18 protein-coding genes are annotated in these 15896 nt (G+C 66.2%); 8 read left to right on the top strand and 10 right to left on the bottom strand.

All coding sequences use genetic code 11. The features are described 5' to 3' along the window. Positions 1–82: 82 nt before the first annotated feature. Positions 83–679: a GNAT family N-acetyltransferase gene (locus OG203_RS41665; protein ID WP_405162690.1), complete on the bottom strand. Its 597-nt coding sequence runs from the start codon at positions 677–679 to the stop codon at positions 83–85. 223 nt (positions 680–902) lie between these two features. Here OG203_RS41665 and OG203_RS41660 point away from each other — a divergent pair, with 223 nt between their 5' ends. Then, positions 903–1376 carry a DoxX family protein gene (locus tag OG203_RS41660; protein ID WP_405162689.1) on the top strand — a complete coding sequence of 158 codons (474 nt, stop codon included), beginning with the start codon at positions 903–905 and terminating at the stop codon, positions 1374–1376. 3 nt (positions 1377–1379) lie between these two features. Here the strand turns inward: OG203_RS41660 and OG203_RS41655 are convergent, their stop codons facing one another. Further along, positions 1380–2441 carry a threonine aldolase family protein gene (locus OG203_RS41655; RefSeq protein WP_405162688.1) on the bottom strand — a complete coding sequence of 354 codons (1062 nt, stop codon included), beginning with the start codon at positions 2439–2441 and terminating at the stop codon, positions 1380–1382. A gap of 133 nt (positions 2442–2574) precedes the next feature. On the opposite strand from OG203_RS41655, the gene OG203_RS41650 reads away from it, so the two are divergent. Continuing rightward, positions 2575–2910 (top strand): Lsr2 family protein, encoded by a 336-nt coding sequence (locus OG203_RS41650; protein ID WP_405162687.1) that lies wholly within the window; start codon positions 2575–2577, stop codon positions 2908–2910. A gap of 138 nt (positions 2911–3048) precedes the next feature. On the opposite strand, the gene OG203_RS41645 is transcribed toward OG203_RS41650, so the two are convergent. The 3 genes from OG203_RS41645 to OG203_RS41635 form a co-directional block, all read right to left on the bottom strand. Beyond that, positions 3049–3381 (bottom strand): hypothetical protein, encoded by a 333-nt coding sequence (locus tag OG203_RS41645; protein ID WP_405162686.1) that lies wholly within the window; start codon positions 3379–3381, stop codon positions 3049–3051. Next, a complete protein-coding gene (locus OG203_RS41640; protein ID WP_405162685.1) occupies positions 3378–3638 on the bottom strand; it encodes a hypothetical protein in 261 nt (86 codons plus the stop codon). Before OG203_RS41640 ends, OG203_RS41645 begins: the two co-directional genes overlap by 4 nt. A gap of 311 nt (positions 3639–3949) precedes the next feature. Then, entirely contained in the window at positions 3950–4675 is a 726-nt protein-coding gene (locus OG203_RS41635) for a LuxR C-terminal-related transcriptional regulator (protein ID WP_405162684.1), read from the bottom strand. A 329-nt stretch (positions 4676–5004) separates the two neighbouring features. Between OG203_RS41635 and OG203_RS41630 the strand changes: the two genes are divergently transcribed. Together OG203_RS41630 and OG203_RS41625 are read left to right on the top strand one after the other, a co-directional pair. Further along, a complete protein-coding gene (locus OG203_RS41630; protein ID WP_405162683.1) occupies positions 5005–5817 on the top strand; it encodes a thioesterase family protein in 813 nt (270 codons plus the stop codon). A gap of 251 nt (positions 5818–6068) precedes the next feature. Further along, positions 6069–8120, top strand: coding sequence for a phosphocholine-specific phospholipase C (locus OG203_RS41625; protein ID WP_405162682.1), 2052 nt, complete (start codon positions 6069–6071; stop codon positions 8118–8120). Positions 8121–8130: 10 nt separating this feature from the next. Here the strand turns inward: OG203_RS41625 and OG203_RS41620 are convergent, their stop codons facing one another. Then, positions 8131–8328 (bottom strand): hypothetical protein, encoded by a 198-nt coding sequence (locus OG203_RS41620; protein WP_405162681.1) that lies wholly within the window; start codon positions 8326–8328, stop codon positions 8131–8133. A 173-nt stretch (positions 8329–8501) separates the two neighbouring features. Here OG203_RS41620 and OG203_RS41615 point away from each other — a divergent pair, with 173 nt between their 5' ends. Next, positions 8502–9320, top strand: a complete 819-nt coding sequence (locus OG203_RS41615; RefSeq protein WP_405162680.1) for an SDR family oxidoreductase — start codon at positions 8502–8504, stop codon at positions 9318–9320. Positions 9321–9382: 62 nt separating this feature from the next. Here the strand turns inward: OG203_RS41615 and OG203_RS41610 are convergent, their stop codons facing one another. Next, the gene (locus OG203_RS41610) at positions 9383–9586 is read right to left on the bottom strand and encodes a cold-shock protein (protein WP_107655522.1); all 204 of its coding nucleotides are present in this window, start codon (positions 9584–9586) and stop codon (positions 9383–9385) included. A 313-nt stretch (positions 9587–9899) separates the two neighbouring features. Between OG203_RS41610 and murJ the strand changes: the two genes are divergently transcribed. Next, complete coding sequence (gene murJ / locus OG203_RS41605) at positions 9900–11483, top strand: murein biosynthesis integral membrane protein MurJ (RefSeq protein ID WP_405162679.1); 1584 nt, start codon at positions 9900–9902, stop codon at positions 11481–11483. 11 nt (positions 11484–11494) lie between these two features. Here the strand turns inward: murJ and OG203_RS41600 are convergent, their stop codons facing one another. Together OG203_RS41600 and OG203_RS41595 are read right to left on the bottom strand one after the other, a co-directional pair. Continuing rightward, entirely contained in the window at positions 11495–12379 is an 885-nt protein-coding gene (locus OG203_RS41600) for an SDR family NAD(P)-dependent oxidoreductase (protein WP_405162678.1), read from the bottom strand. A 111-nt stretch (positions 12380–12490) separates the two neighbouring features. Beyond that, positions 12491–13714, bottom strand: a complete 1224-nt coding sequence (locus tag OG203_RS41595) for an MFS transporter (RefSeq protein WP_405162677.1) — start codon at positions 13712–13714, stop codon at positions 12491–12493. 74 nt (positions 13715–13788) lie between these two features. Here OG203_RS41595 and OG203_RS41590 point away from each other — a divergent pair, with 74 nt between their 5' ends. Together OG203_RS41590 and OG203_RS41585 are read left to right on the top strand one after the other, a co-directional pair. After that, complete coding sequence (locus OG203_RS41590; RefSeq protein WP_405162676.1) at positions 13789–14547, top strand: DeoR/GlpR family DNA-binding transcription regulator; 759 nt, start codon at positions 13789–13791, stop codon at positions 14545–14547. 118 nt (positions 14548–14665) lie between these two features. Continuing rightward, complete coding sequence (locus OG203_RS41585; protein ID WP_405162675.1) at positions 14666–15673, top strand: iron-containing redox enzyme family protein; 1008 nt, start codon at positions 14666–14668, stop codon at positions 15671–15673. On the opposite strand, the gene OG203_RS41580 is transcribed toward OG203_RS41585, so the two are convergent. Further along, positions 15656–15889, bottom strand: coding sequence for a CDGSH iron-sulfur domain-containing protein (locus OG203_RS41580; RefSeq protein WP_405162674.1), 234 nt, complete (start codon positions 15887–15889; stop codon positions 15656–15658). The genes OG203_RS41585 and OG203_RS41580 overlap by 18 nt on opposite strands. Positions 15890–15896 lie beyond the last annotated feature (7 nt).

The following is a 15896-nucleotide window of genomic DNA, read 5'->3' as shown; positions in this document are numbered from 1 at the left end:
AACGAGGGCCAACCCAACAATCTTGGGGGCTGCAGTGCGAGGCACGGCGCTGCGCTGTGCGTTAAACGCGCTGCGCAGTCCGTTAAACGATGCTGCGGTGCGGCGGGCTGGCGACCGAGGGTCGCTGGCCGCGCCACTCGTGCTCCAACATCGCGTAGACCATCGTGTCGCTCCACTCGTTCTTGAACCACAGGTCCTGGAGGTGGACCGCTTCGCGGCGCATGCCGAGGCGCTCGAGGACGCGAGCGGACGCGTGGTTGCGCGCGTCGAGTTGAGCGGTAATCCGGTGCAGCGACAGGTCTTCGAACGCCAAGCGCAAGAGGGCGGCGGCCGCCTCGGTGGCGTACCCGTGGCCCGCGACATCCGGAGCGAAGACGTATCCGATCTCGCCGGTACTGTTTTCGGCGTCTCGCCAGAAGAGGACGACATCGCCGAGCAGGCGACCGGACGCCCGCTCTTCGACGCACAGATTGAGTCCCTGATCCACCTCGGTCAGTTCGGTCCGCGCCCACAACCCCGCGACCCGCTCGGCAACGGCTTCGCGAGACAGGGGCTCGTACGGCAGATAGCGACAGACATCCGGTTGCGATTTGTAGGCGTGTATATCGTCGATGTCCTCGGAAGTCACGGTGCGAAGCAAGAGTCGCTCGGTAGTGATCGGTAGATCCGGGTGCAGCACGATTTCCGACTATAGGTGAGTTCGCCACGGCCCGGCTCGACGGCGGCGATCAGGTCGTCGCGGCCCGCGCGGAACCGCCAGACGCAGGCGATTCAAGTGGGGACACCACCGCGCCAGATAGCGCCCCGTCGCCAGTTGCTGAACAATTCATCGCTGCGCATCGTAGTCACAGATACGGGTGGCGCTTCCGATCATCCGACTCCTGCGGATTCGAGGTCGTGTGATGCATCTGTTGTCTTCCGAAGCGAACTCTGGGCCCGCGCCGGGCGGTCGCGGCGCGGTGGTACTCGGTCTGTTTCGCATTCTGGTCGGGCTCTCCTTCACCATCCACGGGCTTTCCACGTTGTTCGCGTGGCCGGTGGCACCGCACGGCGGTCATGCCGCGACGGTGGGTAGCTGGCCGGGTTGGTGGGCGGCCGCGATTCAGCTTGTCGCCGGCGCGTTCGTGACCTTCGGCATCGGCACCAGGATCGCCGCGTTGCTGTGCTCGGGCTCGATGGCCTACGCGTTCCTGTTCGTGCATCTGAAGAGCGGCATACTGCCGATTCAGAATGGCGGGGAAGCCGCCGTGATGTTCTGCTGGTCGTTCTTCCTCATCGCCGTTATCGGTCCCGGCGCGTTCGCGGCCGGGGCGCTGATTCCCAGCCGCTCACTGCGACGCACTGCCCCCGCGGACGTGGCGCCTACCCGCGGATAACGGTCAGGCGCGGCTCATTTCGTCGGCGATCGCGTCGGCGAAACTGTCGATATCGTCCTCGGTGGTGTCGAAGGCACACATCCAGCGGACCTCGCCGGTGTGCTCGTCCCAGAGGTAGAAACGGTGCCGCTTGCGCAGCCGCTCGGTCACCGGCGGCGGCAGCATCGCGAAGACCGCGTTGGCTTGCACCGGACGCACGAGCCGCACGCCGTCGATATCGCGGACCGCCGCCTCGAGCCGCTTGGCCATGGCGTTGGCGTGCGACGCGCTACGCAACCACAGATCACCGCCGAGCAACGCCTCGAACTGCACCGAGACAAAACGCATCTTCGACGCCAACTGCGCCGACATCTTGCGCAGATAGACGATGTCGCGGACCGCCTCCGGATTGAGCACCACAACACACTCGCCGAACAGCAGACCATTCTTGGTGCCGCCGAAGGACAGCACATCCACACCGACATCGGTGGTGATATCGCGCAGCGGCACACCGAGCGAGGCCGCCGCATTGGCCAGCCGCGAGCCGTCGACGTGCACCAACATGCCCCGCTCGTGCGCATGTTCGCAAATCGCGTGAATCTCGTCGGCGGTGTAAACGGTGCCGAGTTCGGTGCTTTGCGTGATCGAAACGGCCGAGGGCTGGGCGCGGTGTTCGTCGCCCCAACCGTAGGCGTGGCGGTCGATCAGTTCGGGGGTCAACTTTCCGTCCGGTGTGGCGACGGAATAAATCTTGATCCCGGCCAGCTTCTCCGGCGCACCGCATTCATCCACGTTGATGTGCGCGGAGTCGGCCGCGATCACGGCACCCCACCTCGGCAGCAGTGGCTGCAGCGCAACGATGTTCGCGCCAGTGCCGTTGAATACCGGGTAAACTGACGCCCGCTCGCCGAAATGCAGGCCGAAGACGTCCCGCAGGTTGGCGGTGTAATCGTCCCCGCCGTAGGCGATCTGGTGACCGCCATTGGCCAATGCCAGCGCGGCAAGCACCTCGGGGTGGACCCCCGCGTTGTTGTCGCTGGCGAAGCCGCGCGCGGCGGGATCGTGCCTGCGGACGGCGTCGGTCATCGGGAAATCAGCCACAGAATAGGTTCCCATCGAGTTCGGTTGTGCGGACTCGGATACCGCGAAGTCCACGTGTTGTTCGTGGGTCTACGATTGTCGCTTCTACACATTCGAGCAACTACGAAGGGGAAACTCCATGGCACGCAAGGTCGTTGTGACACTGGTCGACGACTACGACGGCAAGTCTCAGGCCGAAGAAACAGTGCACTTCACCTTGGATGGCGTGGCCTACGAGATGGATCTGTCGGCACTGAACGCCAAGCAGCTCCGCGGCATTTTCGCGGAGTGGACGGCGACGGCCCGCAAGGTCGGACGCGCGCCGCGGGGCACGGGCAACCGCTCGCAGCCGGCGACCGGGCGGGAGCAGACCGGTGTCATCCGTGAATGGGCACGCCAAAAGGGTATTGATGTGTCGAGCCGCGGGCGGATTTCGGCCGAGGTCGTGGACGCCTACAAGAAGGCGAGCATGTAAGTCCACCCGAAACGCCGAGTTGGGCTCGGCCGCGGAGACCTTGGTCTTCCCTGCCGAGCCCGCCCGTCGATTTCACCGACACGTCGCCGCTGGCGACACACAGTTAGCTGCCGCGCCACCCCTCGGGGCGCGGCTTTCTCATCTCGGCCGACCGTTCATCGAGCGCGCGATCCGCCGGATTCGTTCGCGCGCAAGCAATTCGGTCATTTCGGCGAGCGAGTCGGCCAAGAATGGATGCAGTTCGGCGCGGGCCCGTGCGATAGCCGCATCGATAACGACCGGGGATACCGTCGGGAATTCCCCGCCGAGTAGCTGCGCCGTCGCGCGACTCGCCGTCACCGATTTCGCCCACTGGAACGCCAGATCCGGGGCGCGGTTGCCGGACCCGCTACCAGGACTCGGCGCGGCGGCGAGCGGCCCGAATTTCGAAGGCCTTCGCCCCGAACGCAAGTCGGACCTGTCGACGCTCATCGACCGCCATCCCCTTCCGCGTAGGCGCTGGCGTGACGAGCCGGAGCCGATCCGGCCGCGCCGGGGTGATCCGCCTCGTCCCACATCCTGACCAGGCTCATCCGGCGTAGCGGCGGCGCCGGGCGCGCGGAAAGGAACACGCGAGCCAGGATTCGGTCATCGACGACACGCACCCCGTGCTCGTAGAGCGCGCCACCGAACACCCACAGGCGCTGAGGAAGTCGACGACCCACGTCGCAGCGATCAACAAGAGGCATGAATTACTCCAGAGTCGGCACCCGCACGGAGCGAGCCGCACGTCGGGACCCGAGGAAAGTAGTTGAACTGTACGCCGCAAATAGCGCCGGACACAAACCAATCCGCACATTAGCTCGTCGAACCCGGAACAATGTCAGCGACTCCGGATCACATCAATGTGAAATAGCGTTCCCGCTGGTCACAGCTAGTAGTGGTAGCTGATGCCGATAAGCCCTGAACACTCGAACTGGACAATTGCCCGGGGCCCGATTTGACCGAATTCGACGCGTCACGTGACACTGTCGCACCGCCAATTGGGCGCTAGTTCAATTCAATACGAGGTGCCGAGGCCCGCGTCTCGCGCGCGCACGATCGCATTCGCACGGTCGGCGACACCGAGTTTGGTGAAGATGTGCGAGAGGTAGTTGCTGACGGTCTTCGGCGCGAGGTGCAGTTCAGCCGCGATGGCCGCGTTCGGTAGTCCCGCGGCGACCAGGGTGAGCACGTCGAATTCTCTGGCGGTCAGTTCCGGAAACGGGCGGGTGTGCCGGGCGGGGTCGGCAAGCATGGCGGCAAGCCTGCTGCCGATGTGCGGGCTGAGCACCACCCAACCGGCGGAGACCGCGCAGATCGCGCGCAGCAGGTCGTCGCGATCCGCGGCGTTGCGCAGGTAGCCACCGGCCCCGGCGCGGATCGCGGCGAACACCGACTCGTCGTCCTCGGCGACGCTGAACACGAGCACCGCGACACCCGGCGCCGAACGCGCCAATTCGCCGATGACAGCGGCGCTTTCGGGTTGTCGCCACTGACCGAGGATCAGCACGTCCGGCCGGTTCAGCACCGCCTCGCGCAACGCGCCGTCGGCGCTCGTCTCGGCGACGACACTGATCCAGTCGACCGAGGTGAGCAGCGATCGCAGCCCGGCCCGGACCACGGCGTGGTCATCGGCGAGCACAACGGTCAACGGACGCGTTTCGGTGAGCGTCGCGCCGATGCCGTCGATGACCGACAGCTCGGGTCCGAAGGTTCGCTGCTCGGGAACAGGCTTCGACAGCACAGTGATCAACCCCCTGCTGGTTTCGATACCGCTGAGAATGGCTTGACCAGCGGCGAATAGGAAGATTCCGGACCACTGGCCGAACCTCGGCGGCGACCGAATTCTTGTCGGTCCGCTTCCCCACCGTTCGGGAAAGGTTCCCGGCGAACTGTGGCTGTGCGTGTTCCACAAACGCCCGAGCCTCAAAGGCCGAATCTTCCGCCTGCAGCTGCGCTAGCTCCCGCCTCACTCTGCCGACCCTCCCCGAAGCGGAAACCCTGCGCACACTCGACGAATTCGTGAAGCTCGCCGATCGCTACCTGGAGCGGAATAGCTAAGCTCAGCGCATCATGGATGCGTTCTACTTTCGCGACTCCGCCGACCCAGATCTGTTCCATCCCACCGAGCTGACGCGGGGGCCGTGGTCGCCGGATGCCCAGCACGGCGGGGCGCCGTCGGCACTGCTGGGGCATGTGATCGAACGGTGCGAGCCGCGACCGGAATTCCGGGTCGGCCGGATCGCGGTGGAAATGCTCGGGCCGGTGCCGATCGCGCCGCTGCGGGCTGAGACGCGAGTCACCAGGGCCGAGGCGCGGGTCCCCGGGTCTGGCCGCACTGTCGAATTGGTCGAGGCCACACTGAGTTCCGCCCAGGGACCGGTGCTGAAGGCCAACGCGTGGCGGCTGCGGCAGTCGGAGCTGGACGTGCCGGCCGAGGTGCTGCCGACCGGCACCAAGCCCGGTCCGGACACTGTGACGCAGCGCCCGGATCATGCCTTCCCGAGCAGTCAACCCGTCGGATTCCATACCGGCGTCGAATACCGTTTCGTCTCAGGAGCATTCCAGACTCCGGGCCCGGCGGTGTGCTGGATTCGCCTGCGCTATCCGATTGTGGCCGGCACGTCGTCCAGCCCGGTGGAGCGAACCCTCGCCGCCGCTGACTTCGGCAACGGTGTCAGCTCTGTCCTGCCGTGGGGCCGATACTTCTTCATCAATACCGATCTCACGGTGACCCTGCACCGCGAGCCGGTCGGTGACTGGGTGTGCCTGGACGCGGTCACCTACCCGGAACGCAGCGGTGTCGGCCTGGCCGAGTCCCGTCTCTTCGATGAGCAGGGACCGATCGGACGCGGCACCCAGACCCTGCTGCTCGGCACGCGCTGACCTGCGACAGCGCGAAAACGGGCATTCCGGGCGAGTTCTCGATCGGCAACTCGGTGCCAGATCCATTCTTCTGGCGTCTTTCGAAAATTAACGGGGATTTTGCTCGCACCCCGTGGCCCCCGCCCGTTCGGTTCCCAGTTACGACTTGTTTACTGCCCAGTTGACTCCGACCGAAAACATCATTGGTGGTTATAGCAAGCGAACATTCTTTACTCTGCACGTCAGCTACATGTCGTATCGAGAGGAATGCTGTGCCCCACGTAGGTTCTGGTTTTCCAAGGCGGCGATTCATCGGCGGGGCGCTCGGCGCGGCGGCGTTGGGCGGCGGGTTGCAGCTATTGCCCGCCGATATGGTCGAGGCGCTCGCGGCGCCTGGCCGCAAAGGCACACTGAGCGATGTCGAGCATGTGGTGATCCTCATGCAGGAGAATCGTTCCTTCGACCACTATTTCGGCACTATGCGCGGGGTACGCGGGCTGGCCGACGCGACCGCCGTCGTCAAGGCGGACGGCCGCAACGTCTACTACCAACCGGATCCGCGTCGATCCGACGGCGGCTACCTGCTGCCCTTTCACGTCGACACCACGAAGGTCGACGGCCAGGATCTCGGCGATCTGCCGCACGGCTGGGACGATCAGCATCTCGCGGTCCGCGGCGGCTGGAGCGACGGCTGGACCGCGGCCAAAGGCGAGATGGCCATGGGCTACTTCACCGAGGCCGACATACCGTTCCATCGCGCCCTCGCCGACGCGTTCACCGTCTGCGACCACTACTACTGCTCGGTCCTCGGGCCGACCACCCCCAACCGGCTCTACCAGTGGACCGGAACCATCGATCCCGCAGGCCAATACGGCGGTCCGGCGATCAGCAACCCGGCCGACTACAAGCCGGTCTATCGATGGACCACCTACCCGGAACGCCTGCTCGACAAGGGAATCAGCTGGAAGGTCTACGCCAACGACGAGGTGGGCGACAACGGTAGCCACCCCTTCGTCGGCGACTACGGCGACAACCCGCTGTGGCTGTTCGACGCCTATCACGACGCGAAGAACACCGAACTCGCTTCGCGGGCAAAGGTATTCGGCGAAGAAAACTGGAAGCCGGATTCGGGGCAGGGCAAGAAGGTCGACCACGTACTCGCGGATTTCATCGCCGACTGTGCCGGCGGACGCCTCCCCCAGGTGTCCTGGGTGGTCGCCCCCTACGGATACTCCGAGCACCCCGCTGCCCGCCCCGTTGACGGTGCCGCCTACACCCAGGGCGTGCTGAGAGCGTTGTGGGGCAATCAGAATCTGTGGAACTCGACCGCCCTGCTGATCAACTTCGACGAGAACGACGGATTCTTCGACCATGTGCCGCCGCCGATGGCACCGCCCGGCACCCCCGGCGAGTACGTCAACGGCCAGCCCATCGGCCTCGGCCCGCGCGTGCCCATGCTGGTGATCTCACCGTGGAGCCGCGGCGGCTGGGTGAATTCGCAAGTGCACGACCACACTTCGGTGATCCGCTTCCTGGAGAAGTGGACCGGCGTCAACGAACCCAATATCTCCGCCTGGCGCCGATCCATCTGCGGCGACCTCACCGGATGCTTCGACTTCGCCAAGCCGAACACCAGCGTGCCGACGCTGCCCGACGCCAATGCCCTTCGGGCACAAGCCGATGCGACCCAGAGCTCACTGCCCAAGCCCGCACCGCCCGCCGCGGGCAGCCAGCAGCCACCGCAGCAGGAATCGGGAACCAGACCCGCCAGGCCGCTGCCCTATGCCCCCGTGGCGAACGGAACCCTCGCCCCGAGTGGTGCGCTCACCACCACGTTCCGCAACACCGGCTCGGCCGACATTCAGTTAGCGGCATATCGCGCCGACGGGCGCACCGACGGCCCGTGGCGCTATGACGTGAAATCGGGGGCGACGGTCACCGATACCTGGAGCGTGCAGAGCTATCCCGACAAGAAATACGGTATCGCGATACACGGGCCCAATCGCTTCCTCTGGCGAATGATCGGCACCTCGGTGTCCCCCCTCGAGGTGACCGCCTCTTACTCCACCGACAACAAACTGCAGCTGTCCATGACGAACAAGGGCACCGCGCCCGCCGTGGTCACGGTGAAGGCCAACAGCTACCGCACCGACGGACCGTGGACCTACAAGATCGCGCCGGGCAAAACCACCACCGACACCTGGAACGCGCTCAGCTACGGCAAAGGCTGGTACGACCTTTCGCTGACCGTCGATATCGACCCGGTCTATCAGCGCCACTTCCGCGGCCATATCGAGAACGGTCAGGCGAGCGTCACGGGCTGAGGCGCGCAGGTCAGTGGCGATGTGCCGTGTCGTACCACTGGTGCGGCACGGACCAGTCCCAGCACTGCTTCGACGACGGCGGGTCGATGGGATTTTCCCGCGCCCATTCGAGGTAGCAGCTGCCTGATCCACCGGCGCACGAGCCGAACAGGATCAGGCCACGCTGCACGTGACGCCACAGCGGGCGGAGTGAGATGCGTCGCCGCATTGCGACCTCCTCGGCAGGGAAAGCGGTTCCGAGTAGAGACATAGTCTCAGGTCAGGGACGATACCGGCGCGGTACGCGGCGCGGACGCGAATCGCGTCGACTGGTCCACGTGGCGGGAAATCGGGTGCGTCGAAGCTTGCTTGGAGTGCACTCCAGGTAGCTACCGTTGTCGTATGAGCAAAGTTTGGTTCATCACCGGTGTTTCACGAGGATTCGGCCGCGAATGGGCACTCGCCGCCCTGGAGCGCGGCGACAGTGTCGCAGGCACCGCACGCGACCTCAGCACGCTCGACGACCTGGTCGCCAAGTACCCCAACACCTTTGAGCCGATCCGGCTCGACGTCACCGACCGGGCGGGCGATTTCGCCGCGGTGCGGCAGACGGTCGACCGGTTCGGGCGGCTCGATGTGGTCGTCAACAACGCGGGCTACGGGCAGTTCGGCATGATCGAGGAGCTCAGCGAGGACGAATTGCGCGCGCAATTCGAGACCAACGTGTTCGGCGCGTTCTGGGTCACCCAGGCGGCACTGCCGATCCTGCGCGAGCAAGGCAGCGGCCACATCATCCAGGTCTCCAGCATCGGCGGCATCTCCGCGTTCCCGAATATCGGCGCCTATCACGCGTCGAAGTGGGCGCTTGAGGGGTTCTCGCAGTCGCTCTCGCAGGAAGTCGCGTCGTTCGGCATCCATGTGACGCTGGTCGAGCCCGGCGGGTTCAGCACCGACTGGGCGGGCCCGTCCGCGAAGCGCGCCACTGAGATCCCGGCGTACGACTCCGCGAGGGAACTTCGGAACAAGCAGCGTGCGGGGATGCGCAGCGGTGATCCGACCGCTACCGGCGATGCGATTCTGGCCGTGGTCGACGCGGACGAGCCGCCGTTGCGCATCTTCCTCGGCGAGGCTCCGCTCACGATCGCTACCAAGGACTACGAGTCCCGGCTCGAGCTGTGGCGTCGGTGGCAGCCGGTTTCGGCTGCCGCACAGGGTAATTGACAGGTCGGCATAGCAAAAGCCCCGCACCCAGAAGGGTGCGGGGCTCTATGACGCTACGTCGATCAGATAGCGCGGACGTCCTGGGCCTGCGGCCCCTTCTGTCCCTGTCCGACCTCGAACTCCACGCGCTGTCCTTCTTCAAGGGACTTGAATCCCGAGCCGGACACGGCGGAGTAGTGGACGAACACGTCAGCGCCGCCACCATCTTGTGCGATAAAGCCGAAGCCCTTTTCGCTGTTGAACCACTTCACACTGCCTTGAGCCATTACTTTTACTTCTTCTTTTCTGTAGATGAGCCAAACGAATCACGTCGATAAGCTTGATCTCACTGGACAACCATGTCATGGATCGGTGGCAATCCCTACGAAATATCCCAGTATGTGAGCTAACCGACACCCGCGCCGGGGCCGGGGCCCTGGCATCATGGCGAAAGGCTGTCCAGGGGGGGAGCATCCGAGCTGCCGCCACCGAGCGCGAGTGAGGGCCATGACCGACTACGGCAATTTACCGACGCAACCACTGCCGATCGGGTTGAGATCGCGGGCGCAGACCACACCGGAAGCGCCACGGCGGAAGGGGATGCGCTCGGGAAATGGGCTCGCGCGAGCTGGCGGCCACGTCGCGCTGGCCGGTGCGGTGAGCCGCGTGACCGGGTTTTCCCGCACGATCCTGTTGACGGCCTTGCTCGGTACCGCGGCGGTGGGTGATGCCTACACGGGGGCGAACAGCCTGCCGAACATGGTCTACGAAATGCTGCTCGGCGGCGTGTTCGCCAGCGCTGTCGTGCCGTTGCTGACGAGGGCAAGGCGGCACGGGCGCAAGCACTCTCGGGAATTCACGCAGCGGGTGATGGTGGCGGCGGTGCTCGGACTCGGCGCGGTGACGGTGGTCGCTGTGCTGTGCGCTCCGCTGATCGTGCGCGCCTTGGTTGGCGATTCCGATCAGCGGCAGCTCACCACCTTGTTCGCCTATCTGCTGCTGCCGGAGATCTTCTTCTACGGCGTCACCGTTTTGCTGACGGCCGTGCTCAATGTTCGAGACAGCTTCGCCGCGGCCGCGTGGGCGCCGGTGGTCAACAACGTGATCGTCTTGCTGACGTGCGGGATCTTCGTGCTGCTTCCCGGTCCGGTCACGCTGACGCCGACCTCGATGACGGCCGCGCAGGTGCTCACGATCGGGATCGGTACCACGATGGGGATCGTCGGGCAGGCGGTCTGGGTGGTGTTCGCGTTGCGGCGCAATGGGTTTCAGTGGAAGTGGCGGGTTCGGCCGTTCCCGTACACGTGGCGGCCGGTGCGCGCTGGTATGCCCGTGCTCGGTTGGATTCTGACCTACGCCGCGATCAGCCAGGTCGGCGTCATCATCACGATGCGGGTCGCGTTCTCGCACAACGGAGTAACCATCTACAACTGTGTTGACCTGCTGTTCCAGGTGCCGTACGGCATCCTCGCGGCATCGCTGCTCACGGTGCTGATGCCGCGCATCTCCCAGTCGGCCGCCGCGGGCGATCAGGCCGCCGTGATCGCCGATCTCGGGCGCGGCGCGCGCTATCTCACCGTCGCGCTCGTTCCGATGACCATGGCGATGGGCCTGCTCGGTCCTGTGTTCGCCGTCGTCGTGTTCACCGGTCGCGTCGACGCGCACGCGGCCGGGCTGATCGGGACGGCCCTCGCGTCGTCGGCGTTCGGACTGGCACCGTTCGCGCTGGTGATGCTGCAGATGCGAGTCTTCTACGCGAACAACAACACCCGCACACCGACCATCATCAATATCGCCATGGTCGCGACGAAGGTCGCCGTGGTCGCCTGCTCCGTCACCGTCTTTCCCAACAGTGTCGTCGTGGTCATGCTCAGCGTCGCGAGTTCGCTGTCCTATGTGGTCGGCGCGATCATGGGACACGTGCTGCTGCGCCGACGCTACGGCTTGCTCGGATTCTCCGACGTCGCAGTGACATTCACGCGCGTCATCTGGGCAACCGCCAGCGCGGGCTGGGCCTGTCTGGCGATCATGGCCGTCACGCGCCACACCGTGCCCAACCCAGGTGTGGAGCACCTCGTCACGCTCGCGGGCGGGACGACGATCGGTGTCGCGGCATTCCTGCTGGCCGCCAAGGCAATTGGGATACCCGAGGTGCGCAATGCGCGCGCCCTGCTGGCCGCCTGATCGGATTCCGTTTACAGCCCGACCAATTCGGCGCTGCGCAGCCAGAGCCGGTGCTGGTAGTCGGTATCGCGGCGAATGGCGACGGGCGGCAGCAGGTGCAGGCCGGGGGTCGAGGTAATGAACTGGCCGGTGGTGGTTCCCAGTTTCGGGTCGATGCTCAGCTCGATTCCGGTGCGGGCGCCCACCTCTGGTCGTCTGATGATTCGGGTGCTCGCCAGCGCCTTCATCGGGACCGCGATGAGGCGGTTGTCGCCGATGAGGCCGGTGGCGTTGGCGCCGGGGCAGAAGCAGTTCACCGTGACGCCGCTGCCCGCAAGTCGCCGGGCGAGTTCCTGGGTGAACAGGATGTTCATGAGTTTGGACTGTCCGTAGGCACGGAAGGAGCCGACCGGTCCGAAGCGGCGGGGCTCGGCGAAATGGTCGAGGTCGGGGCGGCCGCCCTGCCGGTGCGCCTCGGAGGCGGTGATGACGATCCGGGACGGTGCCGCGGCCACCAGCCGATCGAGCAGCAGGTTGGTCAGCAGGAACGGACCGAGATGGTTTGTCGCGGCCATGGATTCGAATCCGTCCACCGTCGTGTGCGGGGACAGCGCGTGGATGCCCGCGTTGTTGACGAGCACGTCGATGCTGGCGTAGCGCGAACGGATCTCCGCGCCCGCGCGCCGGACCGAGGCGAGGTCGGACAGATCGCCGCTGACCACGTCGGGGCGGCCCTTCGCGCCAGGCTCGCGCTGGAGTTCGTCGGCGGTCGCCGCCGCCTTGGCCTCGTTGCGGGCCACCAGGGTCAGGTCCGCGCCGCGGCGAGCAAGTGCCCGCGCGATCTCCTTGCCGATGCCGTTGGTGGCGCCGGTGATGACGATTCGTTTGCCGGTGACGTCGGTGTCGTTGTCGCCCATGGGAATCAGCCCTTCATGGTCAAGTGGCGACAGCACGGACGGTCGGTGTGGCCAAGCGAGAAGGAGTCACCACAAGTAACAGATAAACAGCGATGGTGACGACCGTAGCCGCTATTCACCGACACGGCGAGGGGCAGCGCGTTCCAGTGCGTCGTCTGGAATGAGGTCAGCGGAGTGTGCAGCCGAAGACGGTTGTGGGCGCAGCACGTTCGCCGCGACAGCAGCGACGACGCAGAACGCGACGGGCAACAGCAGGACGATATTGAGCGGAGCGAGGTGGGTCAGCGGTCCGATGATGGCAGGCCCGGCGAGCACGCCGAGGTAGCCGAGCCCGGCGACGCGAGCGACGTTGGCGCCCGCGGCATTTCGGTCCGCGTGACCTGCCGCGCTGAACAGTTGCGGGACACACCCGGACAGCCCGGCCCCGAACACGGTCCAGCCGACCAGCGCCAGCGGAATCCATGGCGACAGCGCCGCCGTCAGCATGCCGACCGCGCCGATGGCCGTCCCGTAACGCAGCACGGCCATCGACCCGAAGCGGGTGGCGACGCGGTCCGCGAGCAGCCTGCCGACGGTCATCGCGGTGGCGAAGGCGCCGTAGGCCAGGGCCGCGGTGGCCGGTGGCGCCGCGAGCACATCGCGCAGGTGCAGCGCGCTCCAGTCGTTGGCGACGCCCTCGCACAACATCAGCAGCAGCGCGAGACCGGCAAGCAACCAGATGCGCCGCGGCGTCACCCGCCGCTCCCCCACCGCAAAAACCCCGGCGGGGCGCGGACTTTCGGGTCGCAGCAACGCGGGGGCGGCCAGCGCCGCGCCGACGAGACCGAGCAGCGCCGCCATGCCGAGCGCGGTCGCCGAACTCCAACCCCAGCTGAGCGTGCGCGCGCCGACCAGCGCGGCGAGCACGCCGCCGAGCGAGTAGGTGGCGTGGAACGCGGACATGACCGACCGCTGGTAACGGTGTTCGACCCGCACCGCGTGCGCGTTCATCGCGACGTCGAGGCAGCCGTTGCCGAAGCCGAGCGCGAGCAGCGACATCCCCAGCGTCCAGACATTCGCCGACAAGCCGGGCAGGACGACGGCGGACGCGCACAGCGCCGCGCTGACCGGCACGACGATGTGGGCGCCGAACCGATCGGCGAGCGGACCGACCAGCCGCATCCCGACGAAAGCCCCGGCGCCGAGCAGCAACAACAACCAGCCGAGCGTCGGATGACCGATCCCGACCCGGTGCTCGACCGCGGGAATGTGGACGACCCACGTCCCGATCAGGAAGCCGTCCAGCGCGAAAAAGACGAACGTGGCCAGTCGAGCGGCCCGCAACGATCTCTGCATGCTTTCGAACATATCGGACAGATTAAGTGTTCGAAACATTGACTTTCGAATACTGAAGATGTTCCATTGCGGGTGTGGCGAGCGCAGACCGACTGAAACAGATCACCGATGCCGTGCGCGAAGCAGGCCAGCTCGGCGTGACGGAGCTGGCCGAGCGCACGGGCGCCTCGGAGATGACCATCCGCCGCGACCTCGAGACCCTGGCCGGTCAGGGCATCCTGGAGCGTTATCGCGGCGGCGCGCGCACCCTGCTGCTGCGCGGCGACGAACCACCGTTCGCCCTGCGCGCCACCGACGGGCTCGAGGTCAAGCGGCGCATCGCCACCGAGGTCGCCGGACTGATCGCCGACGGTGAGTCCGTCGTCCTCGACAGCGGCACCACCTGCCTCGAAGTCGCCCGCGCACTGGCCCATCGCCGCCTGACCGTGCTGCCCCTGTCGCTGCACGCGGTGAACGCGCTCACCGACGCACCCTCGCTGACACTGCTTGTGCCCGGCGGCAATCCACGCCAGGGCGAGCTGGCGTTGACCGGCCCGCTCACCCTCGCATCGCTGGCCGCGCTGCGTTTCGACACCGCGATCCTCGGCTGCTGCGGCCTGAACGCGACCGACGGACTCACCGCCTACGACCTCGACGACGCCGCCATCAAACGCGCCGCGATCGCATCATCTCGCCGAGTCATCGCCGTCACCGAGGCCGCCAAGCTCACCCACACCGCCCTCGCCTTCGTCGCCCCGGTCGCCGCCCTGCACGCCGTCGTCACCGACGACACCGCCGCGCGCGACGACACCGACCCGCTGGAAGCCGCGGGCGTCCTCGTGCGACGGGTGTGATCAGGGAAGACAACAGTCACGAACCTGGATGTGCGGGCGGGTTGGCAAGCCTGGCAGCGGGTATGCGGTCGGTGAAGGGAGCGTGATCAACGATGACCCATACCCGAGTAGAACGCCTGTGACGAGCGACCGCTCGATCGCACTCCCCCGCCCCCGTGGCGAATTGTCCGCAGCGGTCACCGAAATCCTGCGGGGCACACCGTCCGCACAAACCCGTTTCCCCGAGGTCGGTGCCGCCGATCCGTACGGTGACGATCTGCAACTAGCCCTGCACACCTGCTACGAACTGCACTATCACGGCTTCGCGGCGGTCGACCCCGGCTGGGAGTGGGACCCTGAACTGCTGCGGTTACGCGCAAGCATGGAGCGGTTGTTTCGCCGAGCCCTGCGCAACGACGTCAAAGGCGGCGACGAGGTGACCCAGGCATTGGCCGAGTTGCTGATCGAGCCGATCGAACCGAACGATGTCGCACAGTATCTGCACGACGAGGGCCAGTGGTCGCACCTGCGCGAACACTTCGTGCAACGCTCGATCTATCACCATAAGGAGGGCGATCCGCACGCCTGGGTGATCCCGCGCCTGTTCGGGCAGGAAAAGGCGTCGCTGGTCGCGGTCGAGTACGACGAGTTCGGCGGTGGCCGTGGTGAACGGCTGCACGCGCGCCTGTATGCCGATCTGCTCGCCGCCGCCGGACTGGACGACGGCTACCTGCACTACCTCGACCTGGTACCCGCGCCGATGCTCGCGCTCGTGAACATGATGTCGCTGTTCGGCCTGCACCGTGCGCTGCGCGGCGCGCTGGTCGGCCAGCTCGCCACCGCCGAAATCACGTCCTCACCCGCCGCGCGCCGCATGATCGCCGCGCTCGACAAGCTGGACGCGCCGCCGCAATGCCGACTTTTCTATACCGAACATGTGGAGGCCGACGCCGTGCACGAGCAGGTCATGCGGCGCGACGTGATCGGCAGCCTGCTCGCCCGCGAACCCGCGCTCACCGAGTCCGTCGTCTTCGGCATCCAGGTGACGAACCTGCTGGAGGACCGGTTCACCGACCACGTGCTCGGCAGCTGGCGGGCAGGTCAAAGCTCCCTGCTGGAGACGCTGGGCTCAGTCCGTACGCCGTGATCGCTTGCGATGGCTGGTGTCGCAGAACGGAAAGTTCTTGCTGCGCCGACACATACACACCGCGACGAGAAAGCGATCCGAACACACCACGGTCCCGTCCGCACGCACCAACTCGACCGGACCCGCCACCAGCGCTGGTCCGTCCGCGGCGAACGTGATCCGGCGCCGGTCGGTGTCGGTCGCCGGCACAGGCTTGCCGTCTCGGTTTGCCGACATATCGCAC

It is taken from the genome of Nocardia sp. NBC_01499, from assembly GCF_045040275.1.
In the GTDB taxonomy this organism is placed as follows: domain Bacteria; phylum Actinomycetota; class Actinomycetes; order Mycobacteriales; family Mycobacteriaceae; genus Nocardia.
Note: the sequence above shows the minus strand (reverse complement) of the source record. Positions and strands in the feature narration are given on the sequence as shown.

Excerpts from the sequence above, each read along its gene's own strand:
- OG203_RS41645 (WP_405162686.1), bottom strand. The coding sequence starts at position 3,381 with ATGAGCGTCGACAGGTCCGACTTGCGTTCGGGGCGAAGGCCTTCGAAA.
- OG203_RS41655 (WP_405162688.1), bottom strand. The coding sequence starts at position 2,441 with ATGACCGACGCCGTCCGCAGGCACGATCCCGCCGCGCGCGGCTTCGCC.
- OG203_RS41650 (WP_405162687.1), top strand. The coding sequence starts at position 2,575 with ATGGCACGCAAGGTCGTTGTGACACTGGTCGACGACTACGACGGCAAG.
- OG203_RS41580 (WP_405162674.1), bottom strand. The coding sequence starts at position 15,889 with ATGTCGGCAAACCGAGACGGCAAGCCTGTGCCGGCGACCGACACCGAC.
- OG203_RS41660 (WP_405162689.1), top strand. The coding sequence starts at position 903 with ATGCATCTGTTGTCTTCCGAAGCGAACTCTGGGCCCGCGCCGGGCGGT.
- OG203_RS41620 (WP_405162681.1), bottom strand. The coding sequence starts at position 8,328 with ATGCGGCGACGCATCTCACTCCGCCCGCTGTGGCGTCACGTGCAGCGT.
- OG203_RS41595 (WP_405162677.1), bottom strand. The coding sequence starts at position 13,714 with ATGCAGAGATCGTTGCGGGCCGCTCGACTGGCCACGTTCGTCTTTTTC.
- OG203_RS41610 (WP_107655522.1), bottom strand. The coding sequence starts at position 9,586 with ATGGCTCAAGGCAGTGTGAAGTGGTTCAACAGCGAAAAGGGCTTCGGC.
- OG203_RS41640 (WP_405162685.1), bottom strand. The coding sequence starts at position 3,638 with ATGCCTCTTGTTGATCGCTGCGACGTGGGTCGTCGACTTCCTCAGCGC.
- OG203_RS41600 (WP_405162678.1), bottom strand. The coding sequence starts at position 12,379 with ATGGGCGACAACGACACCGACGTCACCGGCAAACGAATCGTCATCACC.
- murJ (WP_405162679.1), top strand. The coding sequence starts at position 9,900 with ATGCGCTCGGGAAATGGGCTCGCGCGAGCTGGCGGCCACGTCGCGCTG.
- OG203_RS41615 (WP_405162680.1), top strand. The coding sequence starts at position 8,502 with ATGAGCAAAGTTTGGTTCATCACCGGTGTTTCACGAGGATTCGGCCGC.
- OG203_RS41630 (WP_405162683.1), top strand. The coding sequence starts at position 5,005 with ATGGATGCGTTCTACTTTCGCGACTCCGCCGACCCAGATCTGTTCCAT.